Source organism: Cellulomonas sp. PSBB021, assembly GCF_002240455.1.
Classification (GTDB): domain Bacteria; phylum Actinomycetota; class Actinomycetes; order Actinomycetales; family Cellulomonadaceae; genus Cellulomonas; species Cellulomonas uda.
Genome location: NZ_CP021430.1, coordinates 2,224,326 through 2,242,649 on the forward strand (window position 1 = coordinate 2,224,326; position 18,324 = coordinate 2,242,649).

General features: G+C 74.3%; 11 protein-coding genes. 4 read left to right on the forward strand and 7 right to left on the reverse strand.

Annotation, left to right across the window (positions count from 1 at the left end; genetic code table 11):
• Window positions 1-515: 515 nt before the first annotated feature.
• The 6 genes from araA to proC form a co-directional block, all read right to left on the reverse strand.
• Window positions 516-2,024, reverse strand: a complete 1,509-nt coding sequence (araA, locus tag CBP52_RS10145) for an L-arabinose isomerase (protein WP_094180843.1) — start codon at window positions 2,022-2,024, stop codon at window positions 516-518.
• Entirely contained in the window at window positions 2,021-2,767 is a 747-nt protein-coding gene (locus CBP52_RS10150; protein ID WP_094182311.1) for an L-ribulose-5-phosphate 4-epimerase, read from the reverse strand. The genes araA and CBP52_RS10150 overlap by 4 nt, the downstream gene beginning before the upstream one ends.
• Before the next feature lie 46 nt (window positions 2,768-2,813).
• A complete protein-coding gene (locus CBP52_RS10155; RefSeq protein WP_094180844.1) occupies window positions 2,814-4,445 on the reverse strand; it encodes a xylulokinase in 1,632 nt (543 codons plus the stop codon).
• A gap of 172 nt (window positions 4,446-4,617) precedes the next feature.
• The gene (locus tag CBP52_RS10160) at window positions 4,618-5,610 is read right to left on the reverse strand and encodes a LacI family DNA-binding transcriptional regulator (RefSeq protein WP_232514436.1); all 993 of its coding nucleotides are present in this window, start codon (window positions 5,608-5,610) and stop codon (window positions 4,618-4,620) included.
• Between the two features lie 202 nt (window positions 5,611-5,812).
• Window positions 5,813-10,111 (reverse strand): immunoglobulin-like domain-containing protein, encoded by a 4,299-nt coding sequence (locus CBP52_RS10165; protein ID WP_198303429.1) that lies wholly within the window; start codon window positions 10,109-10,111, stop codon window positions 5,813-5,815.
• Between the two features lie 184 nt (window positions 10,112-10,295).
• Window positions 10,296-11,123, reverse strand: a complete 828-nt coding sequence (gene proC / locus CBP52_RS10170) for a pyrroline-5-carboxylate reductase (protein WP_094180847.1) — start codon at window positions 11,121-11,123, stop codon at window positions 10,296-10,298.
• Window positions 11,124-11,354: 231 nt separating this feature from the next.
• Between proC and CBP52_RS10175 the strand changes: the two genes are divergently transcribed.
• Both CBP52_RS10175 and CBP52_RS10180 read left to right on the forward strand, forming a co-directional pair.
• On the forward strand, window positions 11,355-12,911 hold the full coding sequence (locus CBP52_RS10175; protein WP_094180848.1) for a methyltransferase: 1,557 nt from the start codon (window positions 11,355-11,357) through the stop codon (window positions 12,909-12,911).
• Between the two features lie 185 nt (window positions 12,912-13,096).
• Window positions 13,097-13,816, forward strand: coding sequence for a ThuA domain-containing protein (locus CBP52_RS10180; protein ID WP_094180849.1), 720 nt, complete (start codon window positions 13,097-13,099; stop codon window positions 13,814-13,816).
• Between the two features lie 104 nt (window positions 13,817-13,920).
• Here the strand turns inward: CBP52_RS10180 and CBP52_RS10185 are convergent, their stop codons facing one another.
• On the reverse strand, window positions 13,921-16,230 hold the full coding sequence (locus CBP52_RS10185; RefSeq protein WP_094180850.1) for a sodium-translocating pyrophosphatase: 2,310 nt from the start codon (window positions 16,228-16,230) through the stop codon (window positions 13,921-13,923).
• Between the two features lie 277 nt (window positions 16,231-16,507).
• Between CBP52_RS10185 and CBP52_RS10190 the strand changes: the two genes are divergently transcribed.
• Complete coding sequence (locus tag CBP52_RS10190) at window positions 16,508-17,047, forward strand: sigma-70 family RNA polymerase sigma factor (protein ID WP_094180851.1); 540 nt, start codon at window positions 16,508-16,510, stop codon at window positions 17,045-17,047.
• Window positions 17,044-18,315: a hypothetical protein gene (locus tag CBP52_RS10195; RefSeq protein WP_094180852.1), complete on the forward strand. Its 1,272-nt coding sequence runs from the start codon at window positions 17,044-17,046 to the stop codon at window positions 18,313-18,315. Before CBP52_RS10190 ends, CBP52_RS10195 begins: the two co-directional genes overlap by 4 nt.
• The last annotated feature ends 9 nt before the right edge of the window (window positions 18,316-18,324 follow it).

Here is an 18,324-nt window from a genome sequence, read left to right on the forward strand (position 1 = left end):
CGTCCCGATGTGAGCGTTCACTTGGCGATGTTAACGCTCACACGTCCGGTGGGCCAGGCTTCGAACGATCTGTTACCGAGCTGTGACCGACCCGCGCCACGCCCGCTCCTCCACCCCGCACCACCGCGACCGCGACCGCCATCACCACCTCCGCCGCCGCCGCCGCCACGCCGACGGTACGCCCTCCCACCCCCACACCCCGCACTCCACACCCGGCACCCGCCACCCGCGCCCCGCCCCGCCCGCTCCCCCTCCGCCGAGTGCGCACGCTCCGGCTCGAGTGCGGACGCCCGGCGTGCGCACTCGAGCACCGACGACCGCACTCGACCGCGGGGGGTGGGGCGGGTGGGTGGGTGGGTGGGGTGGGTGGGTGGTTGGGGTGGGTGGGGTGGGGCGCGTGGGTGGCGTGGGGCGCTTGGGCGGGGTGGCGGGTGGGGGGAGACAGCGAGGCCCCGACCGTGGTGGTCGGGGCCTCGTCGGTACGCCCGGGACGACCCCCGGGCGAGCTGGTGGGGTCAGAAACCCTGGGCCAGGCGGTGGTACGCCTGGTTCCAGCGGACCTGGTCGCGGAAGCCGCGCCGGGTGGTGCTCTCGTCGATGACGAGCAGCTCCGCCGACGACAGGTCCGCGAAGATCTCGAACGCCTCGACACCGACCGCGGTCGACAGCACGGTGTGGTGCGCGCCGCCGGCCGTCAGCCAGGCCTCGGTGCTCGTCGTGAAGTCCGGACGCGGCTTCCACACGGCGCGCGCGACGGGCAGGTGCGGCAGCGACGCGCGCGGCGGGACCACGTCGACGACGTTCGCGGTGAGACGGAACCGCTCGCGCATGTCGGACAGCGCGACGACGACGCCGACGCCCGGGTCCGCGTCGAACACCATGCGGACCGGATCCTCCTTGCCCCCGATGCCCAGCGGGTGGATCTCGACGCGCGGGGTGGCGGTGGTGAGGGACGGGCAGATCTCGAGCATGTGCGCGCCGAGGATCAGCTCGTCGCCCGGCGTGAGGTCGTAGGTGTAGTCCTCCATGAGCGACGCACCGCCGGGCAGCCCGGCACCCATGACCTTGGCCGCGCGCACGAGCACGGCGGTCTTCCAATCGCCCTCGGCCCCGAACCCGTAGCCCTTGCCCATGAGGCGCTGGACCGCGAGGCCCGGGAGCTGACGCAGGTCGCCGAGGTCCTCGAAGTTCGTCGTGAAGGCCTTGGCGCCCAGCGACGACAGGAGCTGCTCGAGCGCGACCTCCTGACGCGCGGCGTAGCGCAGCGACTCGTGGCGCTCGCCGCCCGCCCGCAGCTCGGGCGCCACGTCGTACAGCTCCTCGTACTCCTTGACGAGCACGTCCACGTCGGAGTCGGCGACCTGCGCGACCGCGGCGACCAGGTCGTTGACGCCCCAGGTGTTCACCGAGACGCCGAACCGCACCTCGGCCTCGGTCTTGTCGCCCTCGGTGACGGCGACGTTGCGCATGTTGTCGCCGAACCGCGCGAGGCGCAGCGACTGCGTGGCGGCGCGGCCCGCGGCGGCGCGCACCCACGTGCCGACGCGGCGCGCGACCGCGGGGTTGCTCACGTGCCCGGACACCGTGGTCCGGGTGACGCCCATGCGGGCCGCGATGTACGCGTACTCGCGGTCGCCGTGCGCGGCCTGGTTGAGGTTCATGAAGTCGAAGTCGATGGAGTCCCACGGCAGCTCGACGTTCGCCTGGGTGTGCAGGTGCAGCAGCGGCTTGTCGAGCACGGACAGGCCGTGGATCCACATCTTGGCCGGGCTGAACGTGTGCATCCAGGTGATGACACCGAGGACACGGTCGTCGCTGTTCGCGTCGAGCATCGCCCGGCGGATCGAGTCGGAGTCCTTGAGGACGGGCTTCCAGACGATCGTCACGGGCACGTCAGGGCTGGCGTCGAGCGTGCGCGCGACCTCCTGCGACTGCTGGGCCACCTGGCGCAGGGTCTCCTCGCCGTACAGGTCCTGGCTCCCGGTGAAGAACCAGACCTCGCGGTCGGCGTACGGCTTGCTCACGCGTGCTCCTCCTTGGTGACCGTGGCGGCGTTGCCCTGGCCGTAGACGTTCTGGTACCTCGCGTACAGCGAGTCGACGTGGTGCTGCTCGATGGGCAGGGGCTCGCCGAGCTGGCGTGAGACGTGCACGGTGCGCGCGACCTCCTCGACCATGACGGCGGCCTTGACGGCGGCCTTCGCGTCGCGGCCGATCGTGAACGGGCCGTGGTTGCGCATGAGCACCGCGGGGCTGCGCGAGCCGCGCAGGGTCTCGACGATGCCGCGGCCGATCGAGTCGTCGCCGATGAGCGCGAACGGGCCGATCGGGATGTCGCCGCCGAACTCGTCGGCCATCATCGTCAGCACGCACGGCACGGGCTCGGCGCGCGCGGCCCACGCGGTCGCGTACGTCGAGTGGGTGTGCACGACGCCGCCGACCTCGGGCATGTGCGTGTAGACGTAGGCGTGGGCGGCGGTGTCCGACGAGGGTGCACGGTCGCCGTCGACGAGCTCGCCGTCGAGCGTGCACACGACCATCGCCTCGGGGGTCAGCTCGTCGTACGTGACGCCCGAGGGCTTGATGACGAGCAGGTCGCGCTCGCTCGGTCCCGCCGGGTCGACGACGACGCGCTGCGAGACGTTGCCCGCGGTCCACACGACGAGGCCCCACCGCGGGAGCTCGGCGTGCAGGCGGGCGACGACCTCGCGGGTGCGCGCGACGTCCTCCTGGACGGACGCGGGGTGGTCGGCGAGGGTCCTCGTCATCGGGGTGCGCTCCTGCGTGGTGCTGGTGGTCATGGTGGCTCGTGGGTCAGATCGCGTCGGTGGCGGCGCGCTCGACGGCGAGGCCGGCCTCGTACCGCTCGAGGTACGCGGCGAACCCGCGCACGTCGTCGGGGTCGGGCTCGACGACGTCGATCTGCGCGTCGCCGAACACGTCCTGCGCGAGGTACGTGCCCAGGTCACGGTCGGCGGCGTGCTGCAGGTACGCGGCGAGCACCGCGATCCCCCAGGCACCACCTTCCCCTGCGGCGCTGCCGACCGCGACGGGAGCGTCGACGGCGGCCGCGAGGAGCCGCTGCGCGACGCCGGCGGTGCGGAACAGGCCGCCGTGCGCGTACATCGCGTCGAGCTCGACGCCCTCGGCGGCGAGGACGCGCATGCCCAGGCTGAGCGTGCCGAACGCGCCGTAGACCTGCGCGCGCATGAAGTTCGCGAGCGTGAGCCGGCTGTCGGGGGTGCGCACGAACAGCGGGCGGCCCTCGGTCAGGCCCGTGACGGGCTCGCCGGACAGGTAGTTGTAGGCGAGCAGGCCGCCGCCGTCGGCGTCGCCGTCGAGCGCCTCGCGCAGCAGGGCGCCGAACACGTCGTCGGGCGACGAGGGGTGGCCCAGCACCTGCGCGAACCGGCCGAACACCTGCGCCCACTCGCCGAGCTCGCTCGCGCCGTTGTTGCAGTGCACCATCGCGACGAGGTCGCCGGACGGCGTGGTGACGAGGTCGAGCTCGTCGTGCACCTGCGACAGCGGCTTCTCGAGCACGACCATCGCGAAGATCGACGTGCCGACCGAGATGTTCGCGGTGCGCGGCGCGACCGAGCTGGTCGCGACCATGCCGGTGCCCGCGTCGCCCTCGGGCGGGCACAGCGGCGCGCCGGCGACGAGCGTGCCGGTCGGGTCGAGCAGCGCGGCGCCCGCGGCGGTGAGCCGGCCCGCGTCCTGGCCCGCGACGCGGACGGCGGGCAGCAGGTCGACGAGGCGGGTGCCCGGGCGACGGTCGGCGACGAGCGTGTCGAAGGACGCGAGCATCGCGGCGTCGTAGTCGTGCGTCGCCGTGTCGATGGGGAACATGCCCGACGCGTCGCCGATGCCGAGCACCTTCTCGCCCGTGAGGCGCCAGTGCACGTAGCCGGCGAGCGTCGTGACGAACGCGACGTCCGGCACGTGCGGCTCGTCGTCGAGGACCGCCTGGTAGAGGTGCGCGACCGACCAGCGCAGCGGGATGTTGTGGCCGAACAGGGCCGACAGCTCGGCTGCGGCGGGTCCGGTGCTGGTGTTGCGCCACGTCCGGAACGGGACGAGCAGCTCGTCGGAGGCGTCGAACGCGAGGTAGCCGTGCATCATCGCCGAGACGCCGATCCCGCCGAACGTCGTCGGGCGCACGCCGTAGCGCTGCTCGACGTCCGCGACGAGCGACGCGTACGCGTCCTGCAGCCCGGCCCACACGTCCTCGAGCGCGTACGTCCAGCGGCGGTCGACGAGCTGGTTCTCCCACTCGTGCGCGCCGGTGGCGACGGGCGCGCAGTCGGGCCCGACGAGGCACGCCTTGATGCGCGTCGAGCCGAGCTCGATCCCGAGCGCCGTGCGGCCGGCGACGATGTCGTCCCGGATCCGCGCGGCTCGCGCCTCCTGGTCGACGCCCTGCGGCGTCACATTCTCGGTCATCGCGCCCCTTCGCACGTCCCTGTCCACATCCCCCCGCAGGGCGACCCCTAGATGTTACCGCTCACACCGGTGGACGTACACCATGTGACCCGCCGGGCGTCCCCGAACGCGTACGGACGGGCCCGAACCGGCGCCGGACTGCGCGCCCCCGGGGGGCGGGCTCGTGCCGGAGCTACACGCCCGAGCTGCGCCGCACGACGATCTCCGGCGGCACCAACCGCGGCGCACCGCGCCGCTCGCTGCTGCCCAGCGCACCCCGCAGCACCTCGATCGCGAGCGTACCGAGCCGCACGAAGTCCTGCCGCACGGTCGTCAGCGGCGGCAGGTAGTGCGCCGAGCCGACCTCGTCGTCGAACCCGACCAGCGCGACGTCCTGCCCCACCCGGATCCCCGCGTCCCAGAACGCGTGCTCGAGACCCAGCGCGAGCTGGTCGTTCGCGGCGAAGATCGACTCCGGGACCCGCCCGCGCGCGGCGAGCTCACGGCCCACGTCGTACCCCGCGTCCGCGGACCAGCCCGCGACGATCGGCTCGCGCACCACGACGCCCGCCGCCGCGCACTCCTCACGCCAGCCCGCCAGCCGGTCCTGCGCGTCGAACCAGTCCTGCGGGCCGGCGACGTGCAGCACCTCCGTGTGCCCGCGCGCGAGCAGGTGCCGCGTCGCGAGCCGCGCGCCCAGCCGCTGGTCGACGCCGACCGACAGCACACCCTCGGTCTCGCGCAGCTCGAGCGCGGAGCAGATGAGCACGACCGGCACGGGCACGTCGAGGCCCGAGACGGCCGTCGCGACCTCACGCGTGGGGGCGATCACGACCAGCGCGTCGACGCCGTGGTCGAGGAAGTGCTCCACCGCACCGCGCATGGACTCCGCGGTGAACCGGCGCATCGTCGCGACCGAGACGTACCAGCCGGCCTCACGTGCCGCCTGCTCGAACGCGACGAACGTGCTCGTCGGCCCGTACAGCGCCGAGGCCGGCGTCACCACCCCGAGCGTGTCCGAGCGACGCGTCACGAGCGCACGCGCCGCGCTGTTGCGCCGGTAACCCAGCGACGCGATCGCGGCCTGGACGCGGTCCCGCGTCTCCGGGCGCACGCTCGGGTGCCCGTTCAGGACCCGTGACACCGTCTGGTGCGAGACGCCCGCGGCCAGCGCCACGTCGCTCATGGCAGGCGGCCGGCTCCCCGAGTCCGTCGACATCCGTGTGCTCCCTCGTGCGACGCCGCGCGCCGCGATCGGCGGGTACCCCAGGTACCGCGCATCGCCCCCTACGTACCGTAGGGCCACCCGCCCGTCCACGGTGACGTGACCGGAGGGTGACACGCGGGTGGGGCCGCCCGACGAGGACGGCCCCACCCACGCCGCGAGGTCAGCGCGGCGACATCGTCCGCCACGCGGACGTCACGGACGCGACGTTCGCCGTGTCCGACGGGACGAACCGCGCGCGCACCGTGACCGACGTCGTGCGTGCGGCCGACGCCGTGAACCGCACGACGCCCTTGTCCGCCGCCGTGAGCGCGAGCGTCCGGGTCGCGGAGCCGTACGTCACGACGACCTTGCCGACCGGGTGGCTGCCGTCGGCGAGCGTGCCGACCGTCACCACGACCGTCGGACGCGTGCCCTTGACGAACGACGTGCTGGTCACCGCGACGGACCTCGGCCGCGTCTTCGTGACGCTCACCTTCACCACCGGCGACGAGCTCACGGCCACCGTCGTCGACGACCCGTAGGTCGCCTTCAGCGACTTCGTCCCGACGCCCCGGAGCGTGACCTTCGCGGTCGCGACGCCGTTCTTCACGGTCGCCGTGGCGACCTTCGCCGCGCCCGCGTAGAACGTCACCGTGCCCGTGACCGGGACCGCGCTCGTCACGCGGGCCGTGAGCGTCACCGTGCCGCCGTGCGCGACCGTCGTCGGGGAGACCGACAGGGTCGTCGTCGACGTCGCCTTGACGACGCGCACCGTGAACGTCGCCGACACCGTGGCGCCCTGCGCGGAGTACGAGACCCGGACCGTCTTGGTGCCGTTGGTCGCCGAGCTGAAGCCCGACGCCGTGACGTCGGCCGGCCCGACCGCGAGCGTGGTGTCGTCGTCGAACGTGACGGTCCCGGCGAGGCCGGTCAGGTCGAGCGGCTGCCCGACCTCGTACTGGACCTTCGTCGGCCCGCTCGTGAGCGCGAGCGAGACGGGCGTCGCGCCCGGGACGGAGACCTGGCCCGAGCTCGCCGCGATCTCCGCGGTGCCCGCGTACGCGACCGTCACCGTGCCCGTGACCGTGTCCGGTACGTCGACCACCGCAGCGGCCGTGCCGGCCGCGCCCGGAGTCAGGCGCACGGTCTGCGACCAGTCACCCGCCGAGGCCGTGACCTGGCCGCCGACCTCGAACCCGTCGGCCGCGACCACCTGCGCCGTGACCGTGCGGGCGTCCTCGTCGAACGACGCGGTCGTCGTCGACGCGGTCTGCTCGACCTCGGCGCCCGTGAGCACCTGCCACTGGTCGAGCGTGACCGGCATGACCGTGCCGTGCCGCGACGCGGGCAGCTGCCCCTGCGCGATCGACCAGTCGCCCGAGGCGAGGTCGTTCGTGCCGAGCGGGAAGTAGCCCGAGCCGCCGTAGTTGTCGAGGTACAGGTAGTAGTCGTACGCCGACGTGTCGCCCGGGTTGGCCTTGAAGATCGTCGGGCCCTCGACCGCGGCGTTGAAGCCCGCCGAGCGCGCGACGCAGTTCTTCACGCGCGTCCACCCCGTGTCCGCCTCGGCGCTCGCCTTCGTCGTGACCGTGGTCAGCGACCTCGAGCGCTCCGCGATGATGTCGACGCAGCCCGTCTGGCCGCCCTCGTCCTTGGTGTACCGGTAGTAGTGGTCACCGTCCTTGAGGACCGTCGAGTCGATGCGCGCGGCGCCCGTGTCCTGCCAGATCTGCGGCGGCGAGAACGTCCGGAAGTCCTTCGTCGTCGCGTACATCATGCGGGCGTAGCAGCCCGCGCCGCTGTCGGTCGTGATGCACGACGTGTGGGTCGTGTCGGTGTACAGACGCGAGGCCCAGAACACGACGTACTCGCCCAGGTCGTCGTCCCAGTAGGCCTCGGGCGCCCACGTCATGCCCGCCGTGTCCGGCGAGACCTTGACGTGCCGCTGCTGCGACCACGTGACGAGGTCCGTGGACTCCCACACCTCGATGTACTGGCTGCCCCACTGCTGCGCTCGGCCCCAGTCGCCGTTGCGGCCGATCGACAGGTCGGTCGCGATGAGGAAGAACTTGTCGCCCTCGTGCGAGCGCAGGATGAACGGGTCACGCAGGCCCTTCTCGCCGAGCTCCGACGTGAGCACGAACCGGCCGTCGTTCAGCGTCTGCCAGGACAGCGCGTCGTTGCCGTCCGACGCCGCGAGGTAGATGTTCTCGCCCGCGACCGTGTTCGCCGTGAAGTACGCGAACGCGTACCCCTCGTCGTCGACCGCACGCGGCAGCGCGGGCACCGTGACCTCGACCTCGACGTCCTGCGAGGCTTCGCCGTGCGTCACCGTCGCCGTGAGCGTCGCCGTGCGGGCGTCGTCGCCGTACGCGCCGCGGTTCGGCTGCGCGTACTGCGTGCCCTCGTCCTCGAGGACCGTCACCACGGCCGCGTCCGAGGACTCCCACGTGACGTCCGAGCCGTGCTCGGTACCCTCGCCCGGCAGCGTCACGACGCTGCGCAGGCCGTCCGCGTCGGGGACCGCGAGCGCCGCCGCGTCCTGCGCGACCTTCTCGCCGTCGCTCAGCGCCGCGGGCACCGTCACGACGACGTCGTGCGTGAGCTCGAGACCGCCGCGGTCCGACGAGACCGTGAGCGTCACCGTCGCGTCGTCCTCGCCGGGCGCGGGCTGCGTGACCCGGCCGGTGGGCGAGACGACGCCCTCGTCGGACGACGTCCACGTCACCGCGGGCGCACCCGGCAGCGTGAGGTCACCCGTCACGAGCTCCGGGACGTCGAGGCTCGCGACGAGCTGGTCGAACGCGAACCGCGCATTCTGGCGCGCGAGCGCGCGGGCCTGCGCCGCAGACGTGGCGGTCGCGTAGATCCGCAGGTCACGGGCCTTCAGCGACAGGTTCGTGAAGCCCCAGCCCTCGCGGTTGAGGCGCAGGACGCTCGTGCCGATGCTCGACGCCGTCGCCGTCACGCCCTCGGCGCGCGCCGCCTGCACACCGTCGAGGTACACGGTGAGCGTGTCCGCCGCGTCGTCGAGGACGAGCGTCGCGTTGACCCACACGTCACGCGGGAGGGCCTGCGTGAGCTGCGCGGTCGCGACGACCGTGCTGTCGATCCGCACGACCGCGGCGGGCTTGCCGCCCGAGTAGAACGGGTGGAACGACAGGTTGTTCGACACCGCGTTGCTGCCCACCGTGAACAGCGTGCTGCTCGACGTGCCCGTCGCCGACGACGGCAGGAAGACGTCGAACGACGCGGTGGACGAGCCCGTCAGGCCGAGGCCCGACACCGCGTTGTTCGCGATGTAGCCGCCGCCCGTGAGGTCGACGTGCGTCGACGTCCACACCGGCGCGTTCGTCGCGCCGACGAACGTGGCCGTGCCGTGCGCCGGCGTGCCCGGGTACGACGCGTTGAGCGGCAGGTAGCTGCGCAGGTCCGCCGTCGCCGGCATCGGGTCCTCGCCCGGGGCGAGCGCCGTGACCGTCACGTCGAACGTCCGGGTGCGCGCCTGGCCCGCGACCGTCGCGGTCGCGGTGAGCGTGACCGTCGCGTCCGGCTGGCCCGCCGCGGGACGCGTCACCACGCCCGTGGCGGTCACGACCGCGGCGTCGCTCGTCGTCCACGCGATGCTGCCCGTGGGCAGCGCGAGGTCGCGCGTCACCGCGGAGATGTCGCCCAGCGAGATGCCCGCGACGATGTCGGCCGCGGTGTCCGCGGCGTCGTCGGCCACGACGTCCGCGACCTGCGCGGCCGTGAGCGCCGTGCCGTACACGCGCGTCTCGCCGATCGTGCCGGGGAAGCCGCGGTCGCCGTCGTAGGCCGAACCCCCGAGGCGGTTGCGCGTGTGGTCCTGCAGGGTCGCCGGGGACGTCGTGACGGTGGTGTTCGTCGCGACGAGCGCACCGTCGACGTACAGCTTGAGCGTCGACGTCGGGGCGTCCGCGGTCGGCTCGATCGTCGCGGTGACGTTCTGCCAGCGGCCCGGGGTCAGGCGGTTGCCCGCCCACGTCGCGCTCTGCTCGCCCGACCAGTGGCTCGGGGTGATCGTGGTGCGCAGCGCGTTGCGCGGTCCGACGAACCACGCACCCGTGCCGGAGCCGCCCGACGAGGAGTACCCGCCGAAGTTCCACAGGAAGTTGTCGGTCGTGCCCGCGAGCTCGTCCGCGCGGACCTGCATCGACACGGTCGCCGACGCCGTGCCCTGCAGCAGGCCGTCGGGCAGATCGACGTAGTTCGCGTTGGAGGGTGCGCCGGACAGCTGCAGGCCGCCCGTCGTCCAGGTGGGGGTGCCGACGACGGTGCCGTCGTGGCCGTTGCCCGACGAGTCCGCCACCGTGCTCCCGGTGGTCTCGTCGAGCTCGTAGTGCGCGATCAGGTCGGTGGTGGGTGCGGCGGCGGACGCGGCGGGGACGAACCCGGCCAACGTCCCCGCGGTCACCGCGAGGGTCGTGAGTGCGGCTGTGGCCGCTCGAGGAAGCGTCATCGACATCCTTCGATCGGGCCGGCGGCGCTGCCGGCGGTGGGCGGTCCCAGGGGGGTCTGGGGCCGTCGACACGCGGAGCATATGTGAGCGCTAACACGACGCCAAGCGTCGGACGCGAGGAATCCGCCCGTTCCCCCGAACGCCAGGCCCGCTCACCCCGACCGGCGAGGTGGACGTGATGTGGTCAGGCGCGGCCGAGCTCGCGCGAACGCTCGTACGCGGCGCGCGCCGCCGCGACCACACCGGCACGCACCGCGTGCGCGTCGAGCTCCGCGACCGCCGCGACGGTCGTCCCGCCCGGCGACGACACCCGCTCGCGCAGCACCGCAGGGTGCTCGCCACCGGCCGCGAGCGCGCCCGCGCCCTCGACCGTCGCGACCGCCAGACGCGTCGCCAGGTCACGCGTGAGGCCGAGCAGCACGCCGGCCTCCGCCATCGCGTCGATCAGGTAGAACGCGTACGCCGGACCCGAGCCGGAGATCGCCGTGACCGCGTCGAGGTCCTTCTCCGCGACGCGCACGACCAGCCCCGTCGCCGCGAGCACCCGCTCCACGAGCGCGAGGTGCTCGTCGGAGGCGTGCGTCCCGGCGGCGATCGCGCTCGCCCCCTTGCCGACGACGGCAGGCGTGTTCGGCATCACCCGCACCACCGGCGTCCCGGATGGCAATCGCTCCTCGTACGCCGCGATCGGCACGCCGGCGGCGACGCTCACGACGAGCGCACCTGCGCTCAGGTGCGCCGCGACCTCGTCGAGCACGGTGGGGACGACGGCGGGCTTCACCGCGAGCAGGACGACGTCCGCGCGCGCGGCGGCCTGGGCGTTGGTCCCGTCCGTCCGCACCCCGTGCCGCTGCGCCAGCTCGTCGCCGCGCCGGCGCGACTGCTCGGTCACCTCGACCCGGTCGGCGGGCCACCCGCCCGCCAGCAGCGCGGCCACCAGGGCCTCGCCCATGACGCCCCCGCCCAGCACCGCCACCGCGGGCGTGCTCGCGCCGCGCTCCTGCTCGGTCATGGTGACGCCACCTTCCTCGTCGCTGCGTGGTCCGCTGCGTGGTCCGCTGCGTGGTCCGTCCGCGCTCCGTCGTCGGCCGCCGGGGCCGCCGCGAGGACCGCGGTGAGCCTACCGAGCCCCGCCCCCACCCCCAGCCCGCCGAGCCCGCGCTTACTCCGGCTCCGGAGCCCGCGAGCCGGAGCAACCGCGGGGTCGTCGGGCGCGCGCACGGCCGTCGGGGAGGATGGGGGCGTGGACGTCCCCCAGACCGAGCCGCGGCTCGTCGACGCGCTGAGAGCCGACCTCGAGGACGCCGGGTACGACGTCGAGCACGTCGAGGAGATGCTCGGACCGGTCGCGACCGCGGCGCTGCACCGCGAGGAGACCGTCCCCGCGCTGCGTGCCACGGCCGCGGCGACCGGAGCCGACGCTCGCGTCGCGGCGCTCGTGCGCCTGTTCGTGCTCGGCACGGCGGTACCGGCCGCGCTCGTCGCACGCGCCCTCCCCCGCCTCGGGGTGGACGGCGCCCAGCGGCTCGGCCTCGTCACGGCGGCGGGAGCGGGCGCCGACGACGAGGTGCGCGCGCTCGTCGACCTGCGCCCCTACGCGGCCACCGACGGACGCGGCGACGCCACGTGGTGGCTCGCGTCCGACCTCGGCGAGCTCGCGACCGGCGGCGCGCTGCGCACCGACCACGTGCTGGGGGTGGGCGGAGCGTCGACGACGCTCGCGCAGGTCACCGTGCGCGACGAGCGCGCCCGTGCGCTCGACCTCGGTACGGGGTGCGGGGTCCAGGCCCTGCACGCCGCCCGGCACGTGCGGCACGTCACCGCGACCGACATCTCGGCCCGGGCGCTCGGGTTCGCGCGGTTCAACGCGACGCTCGCGGGCGTCCGGCCGGACCGGGTCACGCTGCGCGAGGGGTCGATGCTCGAGCCCGTCGCCGGGCAGTCGTTCGACCTCGTCGTGAGCAACCCGCCGTTCGTCATCACCCCCCGCCGCGCCGACGTCCCCGCGTACGAGTACCGCGACGGCGGACGCGCGGGCGACGACCTCGTGCGCGACCTCGTCACCGGGGTCGGCGCCGTGCTCGCGCCGGGCGGCGTCGCCCAGCTCCTCGGCAACTGGGAGGTGCGCGGCGGCCAGGCGTGGCACGAGCGCGTCGGGGCGTGGGTCGACGAGTCCGGGCTCGACGGGTGGGTCGTGCAGCGCGAGCTCCTCGACCCCGCGCAGTACGCCGAGACCTGGATCCGCGACGGCGGCACGACCCCCGAGCGCGACCCGGCCGGCTGGACCGCGCGCTACGACGCGTGGCTCGACGACTTCGCGAGCCGGGACGTCGAGGCCGTCGGGTTCGGGGTCGTCACCCTGCGGCGCCCCGCCGACGACGACCGGCCACGCCTGCGCCGGCTCGAGGAGGTCACCGGCACGGTCCGCCAGCCGCTCGGGCCCGCGGTCGCCGCGGCACTGGCCGCGCACGACTGGCTCGCCGCGCGCGACGACGACGCGCTCGCCCGCGAGCGGCTCGTCGTCGCCGCGGACGTGACCGAGGAGCGCTACCTCACGCCCGGCGACGTGGACCCGCGCATCGTCCTGCTCCGGCAGGGCGGCGGGTTCGGCCGCACGGTGCAGGTCGGGACCGCCGCGGCGGGGTTCGTCGGCGCGTGCGACGGCGAGCTCACGGTCGGGCAGCTCGTCGGCGCGCTCGGAGCACTGCTCGACGTGGGCGCGGACGCGGTCGCGGCGGACGTCCTGCCGACCGTGCGGGGTCTCGTCGAGGACGGCCTCCTCCTGCCCGCCTCGACCTGAGCGCCGACCGACCGGCCCTCGACCCGCCTGCCCCGCCCGCACCTCGACGACCCCGCCCTTCCTCCGGGTCTCGGGCGCCCGAGCCGGAGCAACCGCGGGGTCGGTGGTGCGGGGCGCGGGTCCCGGCCGCTCGACGTCCGACGCAGCCGGTGGGCGCACGGCGGTCGTCGTGGTTGGGTGGGGGCGTGGGACGAGTTCTGGTGCTCGTGGGAGCCGGTCGGTACGCGGACCCGTGGCACGACCACGCCGCCCAGGGCGACGAGGTCGCACAGGTCGCGCGGGCGCTCGGGCACGAGGTGCGGGTGCGCAGCACCCGGCCGTCGACGTTCGACGACCTCGCGCAGCAGCCCGGTCCGGACGGCGAGCCGTGGCTGCCGGACGTGCTCGTCGTCGCCGCGAGCGGTGACCCCGGCCAGCAGCCCGACCAGGACTCACCCGCCTGGCAGCCGTTCCACGACGCCCGTCACGCGCTCGTCGAGCGCGGCACCGCGGTCCTCGCGCTGCACGCGTCCGCGTGCGTCTTCGCGGACGACCCGCGGTGGGCGGCGACGATCGGCGGGCGCTGGGTCCCCGGCCGGTCCTGGCACCCCGACCAAGGGCCGACGACGTTCCGCGTCGTCGACGACGAGCACCCGGTCACCTGGAGCCTGCGCACCGTCACCGCCGACGACGAGCGGTACGCCGACCTCGCCGTCGACCCCGGCGTCCACGTGCTGGTCGTCGCGGACGTGACGGCCGACGAGGCGGGGACGCACGGGACCGCGGGTGAGCACCCGGTGGTGTGGACCGTGCCGGGCGCGGGCCGGGTGCTGTACGACGCGCTCGGGCACGACGCCCGCTCCATGGCGTCCCCCTCGCGCCGCGCGCTGCTCGCCTCCGAGCTCGCCTGGCTCCTGCACCCCTGACGGTCCCGCGCCCGCCGACGGCCCCACCACCCCGGGACGTGGGACGAGCGCGGCACCCGGGGGGGTGCCGCGCTCGTCGAGGAACGGTTCGGTGAGCCGGTGGGTCAGGAGGCCGTGACGACGTCCGGCTCCTCGAGGGCATGCGCGAGCGCACCCTCGCGGTCCACGCGCGCGGCCCGCAGGCGGCTCGCGATGACCGCACCGAACGCGATGAGCGCCGCGACCACCGCGATCGACAGACGCAGCGTCGTGTTGGCGTCCTCGCCGAACGAGACCACGACGATCGCGGGTGCGATGAGCACCGACACGAGGTTCATGACCTTGATGAGCGGGTTGATCGCGGGGCCGGCGGTGTCCTTGAACGGGTCGCCGACGGTGTCACCGATGACGGCCGCCGCGTGCGCCGGGGAGTTCTTGCCGCCGTGGCGGCCGTCCTCGACGATCTTCTTCGCGTTGTCCCACGCACCGCCCGAGTTCGCGAGGAACACGGCCATGAGCACGCCGCTGCCGATCGCACCCGCGAGGAAGCCCGCCAGCGGGCCGATGCCGAGGCCGAACCCGACCGCGATGGGCGCGAACGCCGCGAGCAGCCCGGGCGTGGCGAGCTCGCGCAGCGAGTCGCGCGTGCAGATGTCGACGACCTTGCCGTACTCGGGCCGGACCTCGCCGGTCATGATGCCCGGGAAGTCGCGGAACTGGCGGCGCACCTCGAACACGATCGCGCCGGCGGCGCGCGTGACGGCGTCGATCGCGAGACCCGAGAACAGGAACACCGTCGCACCACCGAGGATGACGCCGACGAGCGTCACCGGGCTGATGATGTCGTAGTCCATCATCGCGGCGACCAGGTCGTCGGCCGGCGCGTTCCCGATCTCGGCGATCTTGCTGGCGACGGCGTCGGCGTACGAGCCGAACAGGGCGGTCGCGGCGAGCACCGCGGTGGCGATCGCGATGCCCTTGGTGACGGCCTTGGTGGTGTTGCCGACCGCGTCGAGGTCGGTGAGGATCTGCGCGCCCTCCTCGGAGACGTCGCCCGACATCTCGGCGATGCCCTGCGCGTTGTCCGAGACCGGCCCGAACGTGTCCATCGCGACGATCACGCCGACGGTCGTGAGCAGGCCGCACCCGGCGAGCGCGATGAGGAACAGCGACAGCGCGACGTTGCCGCCCGCGATGAGGAACACGCCGCAGATCGCCGCGCAGATGATGCCCGCGGTGTAGACGGCGGACTCGAACCCGACGCCGATGCCGGACAGCACGACCGTGGCCGCACCCGTGCGGGTCGTCTCGGCGACGTGCAGCGTGGGCTTGCTCGTCGTACCCGTGAAGTAGCCCGTGACCCACAGGATGACGCCGGCCAGGACGACGCCGATGGCCACCGCCGCGGTCGCGATCAGCCGCGGGTCGCCGCCGTGGTCGGTGAGTCCCGCGGTGCCGTCGGTGAACTCCGCGAACGTGGACGGCAGGTACACGAACGCGGCGAGCGCGGCGAGCAGCACGCCCACGACGGCGGACACGTAGAACCCGCGGTTGATGGCGGTGAGCCCGCTCTCGGCGCCGCGCACGCGCGTGATCGCGACGCCCAGCGCCGCGACGAGCGCCCCGACCGCGGTGACGATGAGCGGGAAGACCAGGCCCTGCTCGCCGAACGCGGCGCGGCCGAGGATGAGCGCGGCGACGAGCGTCACGGCGTACGACTCGAACAGGTCGGCCGCCATGCCGGCGCAGTCGCCGACGTTGTCGCCCACGTTGTCCGCGATGGTCGCGGCGTTGCGCGGGTCGTCCTCGGGGATGCCCTGCTCGACCTTCCCGACGAGGTCCGCGCCGACGTCCGCGGCCTTGGTGAAGATGCCGCCGCCGACGCGCATGAACATCGCGAGCAGCGCGGCCCCGAACCCGAAGCCCTCGAGCACGGCGGGCGCGTCACCCTTGTAGATCAGCACGACGGTCGCGGCGCCGAGCAGGCCGAGGCCCACCACGGACATGCCGACGACGCCGCCCGTGCGGAACGCGATGCGCGCACCCTCGGCCCGGCCTCCGGGCAGCGACGCGGCCGCCGCGACGCGCAGGTTCGCGCGCGTGGCCAGCCACATGCCCAGGAAGCCGATGGACGCCGAGAACGCGGCGCCCACCAGGAAGAACAGCGACCGGCCGAGCTTGACGCCCCCGTCGCCCGGAAGCAGGAACAGCAACGCGCACACGACGACCGCGAACAGCGCCAGCGTGCGGAACTGCCGGTTGAGGTACGCGGACGCACCCTCCTGCACCGCCTTGGCGATCTGCTGCATCGACGCCGTGCCCTCGCCGGCCGCCAGGACCTGCCGCCGCAGCACCGCCGCGACGACGAGCGAGGCGACTGCGAGCCCCGCGATGACCCCGACGATCGTCAGGCTCGTGGAACCGAGCTCGACCATGCACCCTCCTCGGACCTCGGGCGCACCCCCTGCACGCCCGCGCGCGCCCGGCCCCGTTGCCGTGCGACCCGCGCAGTCTAGCCACGGGCTCATACCGCTCAGTAACGGACGGATGGCCAGGAGTCGACAGACCTTCGTCCCCGGCGTCGGGCCGCGGTACGACGAGTCGGCCCCGCGAGGGTGCACGCTCCGGTACAACGGTTCGCACGAGTTCGTCGTCCTGGCTGATGAGGACGGCGACCGCCGGACTCGTGACCGGACGGACGGACGAGGACACGTGGGCGACGAGGACCTGCTGGCCGTGCTGGCCCGCGAGCGCGGGCGGGCGCTGTTCGGCTACGCCCACCTGCTGACGGGTGACCGGCACGCCGCCGAGGACCTGGTGCAGGAGGCCCTGGTGCGCACGTTCGCGCGGCGTCGCTCGGGCTTCTCGCCCGACGACGCCGAGGCGTACGTGCGCCGCGCGATCCTGTCCGTCTTCCTCGACGACGCGCGTCGTCGGACGCGGTGGGCGGCGGTGCGGCACCTGCTGGGGCGGCACGACGAGCCCGCGCGCGACCCGGCGACCGCCGTGGGTGCGGGCCTGGACGTGCGTTCCGCGCTCGCTACCCTCGCGCCGCAGGAGCGCGCGGCAGCGGTGCTGCGCTGGTGCGAGGACCTCACGGTCCCGCAGGTCGCGGCCCGGATGGGCCTGGCCGACGGCACCGTGAAGCGGTACCTGTCGACCGCCGGTCACAAGCTCGAGGCGCTGCTCGGCCCGCTCCCGGACGGGACGGACGAGACGGTGCCGCTGACCCCTGGGAGGGCCCGGCCATGACCGAGCACGAGAACCGCAACCCCCTGGCCGACGCGCTGCCGCACGCGGAGCGCTCCCCCGAGGCACTGGCGTACGAGGTGCCCGTGGAGCTGGTCCGCACGCGGGCGCGGCGCCGACGGCGGGCGCGCACGGCGGGTGCGGCGGGTGCCGTCGCGCTCGTCGTCGGCGGCGTCGCGCTCGCCGTGCCGCCGCTGCTGCGCGGCGAGGGGACGACGCCCGCGCCGGTCGCCGCGCACGCGTCGGTCGCGGCGCACGCGCCGGCCGAGTGCCGCCGAACCCTCGCCGGTCTGCGTGCGGGTGACGGCATCCGTCCGGGGAGCGGGAACGCGGCGACGGACGGGGACTTCTGGCGCGTCACCACGAGCCTCGAGGCCGACGCCGTGCTCAGGCCGAGCGGCGCGTGGCAGGGCCTCGTGCGCGTGGACGTGGACGCACCGACGGCGTCGCTGGTCAGCGCGCCGAAGGGGTGGACGATCGCGGGCACGCTCGTGCTGGTGCAGGACGGCGCCGTGGTCGCGGTGCTCGACGGGTGGCAGGACATGTCGCTGCAGCAGGCCACGCAGGTCGCGGTCGACGTCCAGCCCCAGCCGTTCCCGCTCGACACCGAGATCGACTCGACGTTCGTCTCGTGCGCCACCGGCGAGCCCGCCGAGCTCGCACCGGGTGACTACGAGCTCGTCGCGACCCGCACGCTGGGCTGGTCGCAGGGGGACTCCACGACCGAGTGGGTCGCCCGCGCGACGAGCGAGCCGGTCGCGGTCACGGTGGCCGACGACGACGCTCCTCCCGCACCGACCGGCCCGGCGACGTGCGGGGCGAGCGACGACGAGCTGCGGGACCTCGCGGACCCGCGGACCAACCCCGCACCGTCCCGCCTGTCGGCACCCGGTGCCCCGACGACCGCGCGCGCCGGTGAGCGGCTCGTCGTGCAGGTCAAGCTCACGAACGACGGGCCCGAGCGTCTCGACGCGACCGCGAGCACACCGACGCTCGTCGTGGTGCAGGACGGCCGCGTCGTGGGCGGGCTCGATGCGGTCGAGTCCGTGGGGCACGTGGTGTCGCTCGACCCCGGGGGGTCCCTGTGGCTCGAGGCGGGCGCGCGGCTGCTCGGCTGCTCGGCTGACGGCAGCGCCGGGCCCGCGCTCGACCCCGGCGAGTACGAGGTGTGGGCGGTCACGGACGTCATCCCGGACCGCGCCGGGGGCGGTCCGGACCCGGCCTCGGCGTGGGACGTCGCGGGGGGCCCGTGGCGGGTCGTCGTCCGCTGACCGGTCCGC

Coding starts and splice junctions, on each gene's coding strand:
- CBP52_RS10150 (WP_094182311.1), bottom strand. CDS start 2,767: ATGACGAGGACCCTCGCCGACCACCCCGCGTCCGTCCAGGAGGACGTC.
- CBP52_RS10155 (WP_094180844.1), bottom strand. CDS start 4,445: ATGACCGAGAATGTGACGCCGCAGGGCGTCGACCAGGAGGCGCGAGCC.
- CBP52_RS10160 (WP_232514436.1), bottom strand. CDS start 5,610: ATGAGCGACGTGGCGCTGGCCGCGGGCGTCTCGCACCAGACGGTGTCA.
- CBP52_RS10165 (WP_198303429.1), bottom strand. CDS start 10,111: ATGACGCTTCCTCGAGCGGCCACAGCCGCACTCACGACCCTCGCGGTG.
- proC (WP_094180847.1), bottom strand. CDS start 11,123: ATGACCGAGCAGGAGCGCGGCGCGAGCACGCCCGCGGTGGCGGTGCTG.
- CBP52_RS10185 (WP_094180850.1), bottom strand. CDS start 16,230: ATGGTCGAGCTCGGTTCCACGAGCCTGACGATCGTCGGGGTCATCGCG.
- CBP52_RS10195 (WP_094180852.1), top strand. CDS start 17,044: ATGACCGAGCACGAGAACCGCAACCCCCTGGCCGACGCGCTGCCGCAC.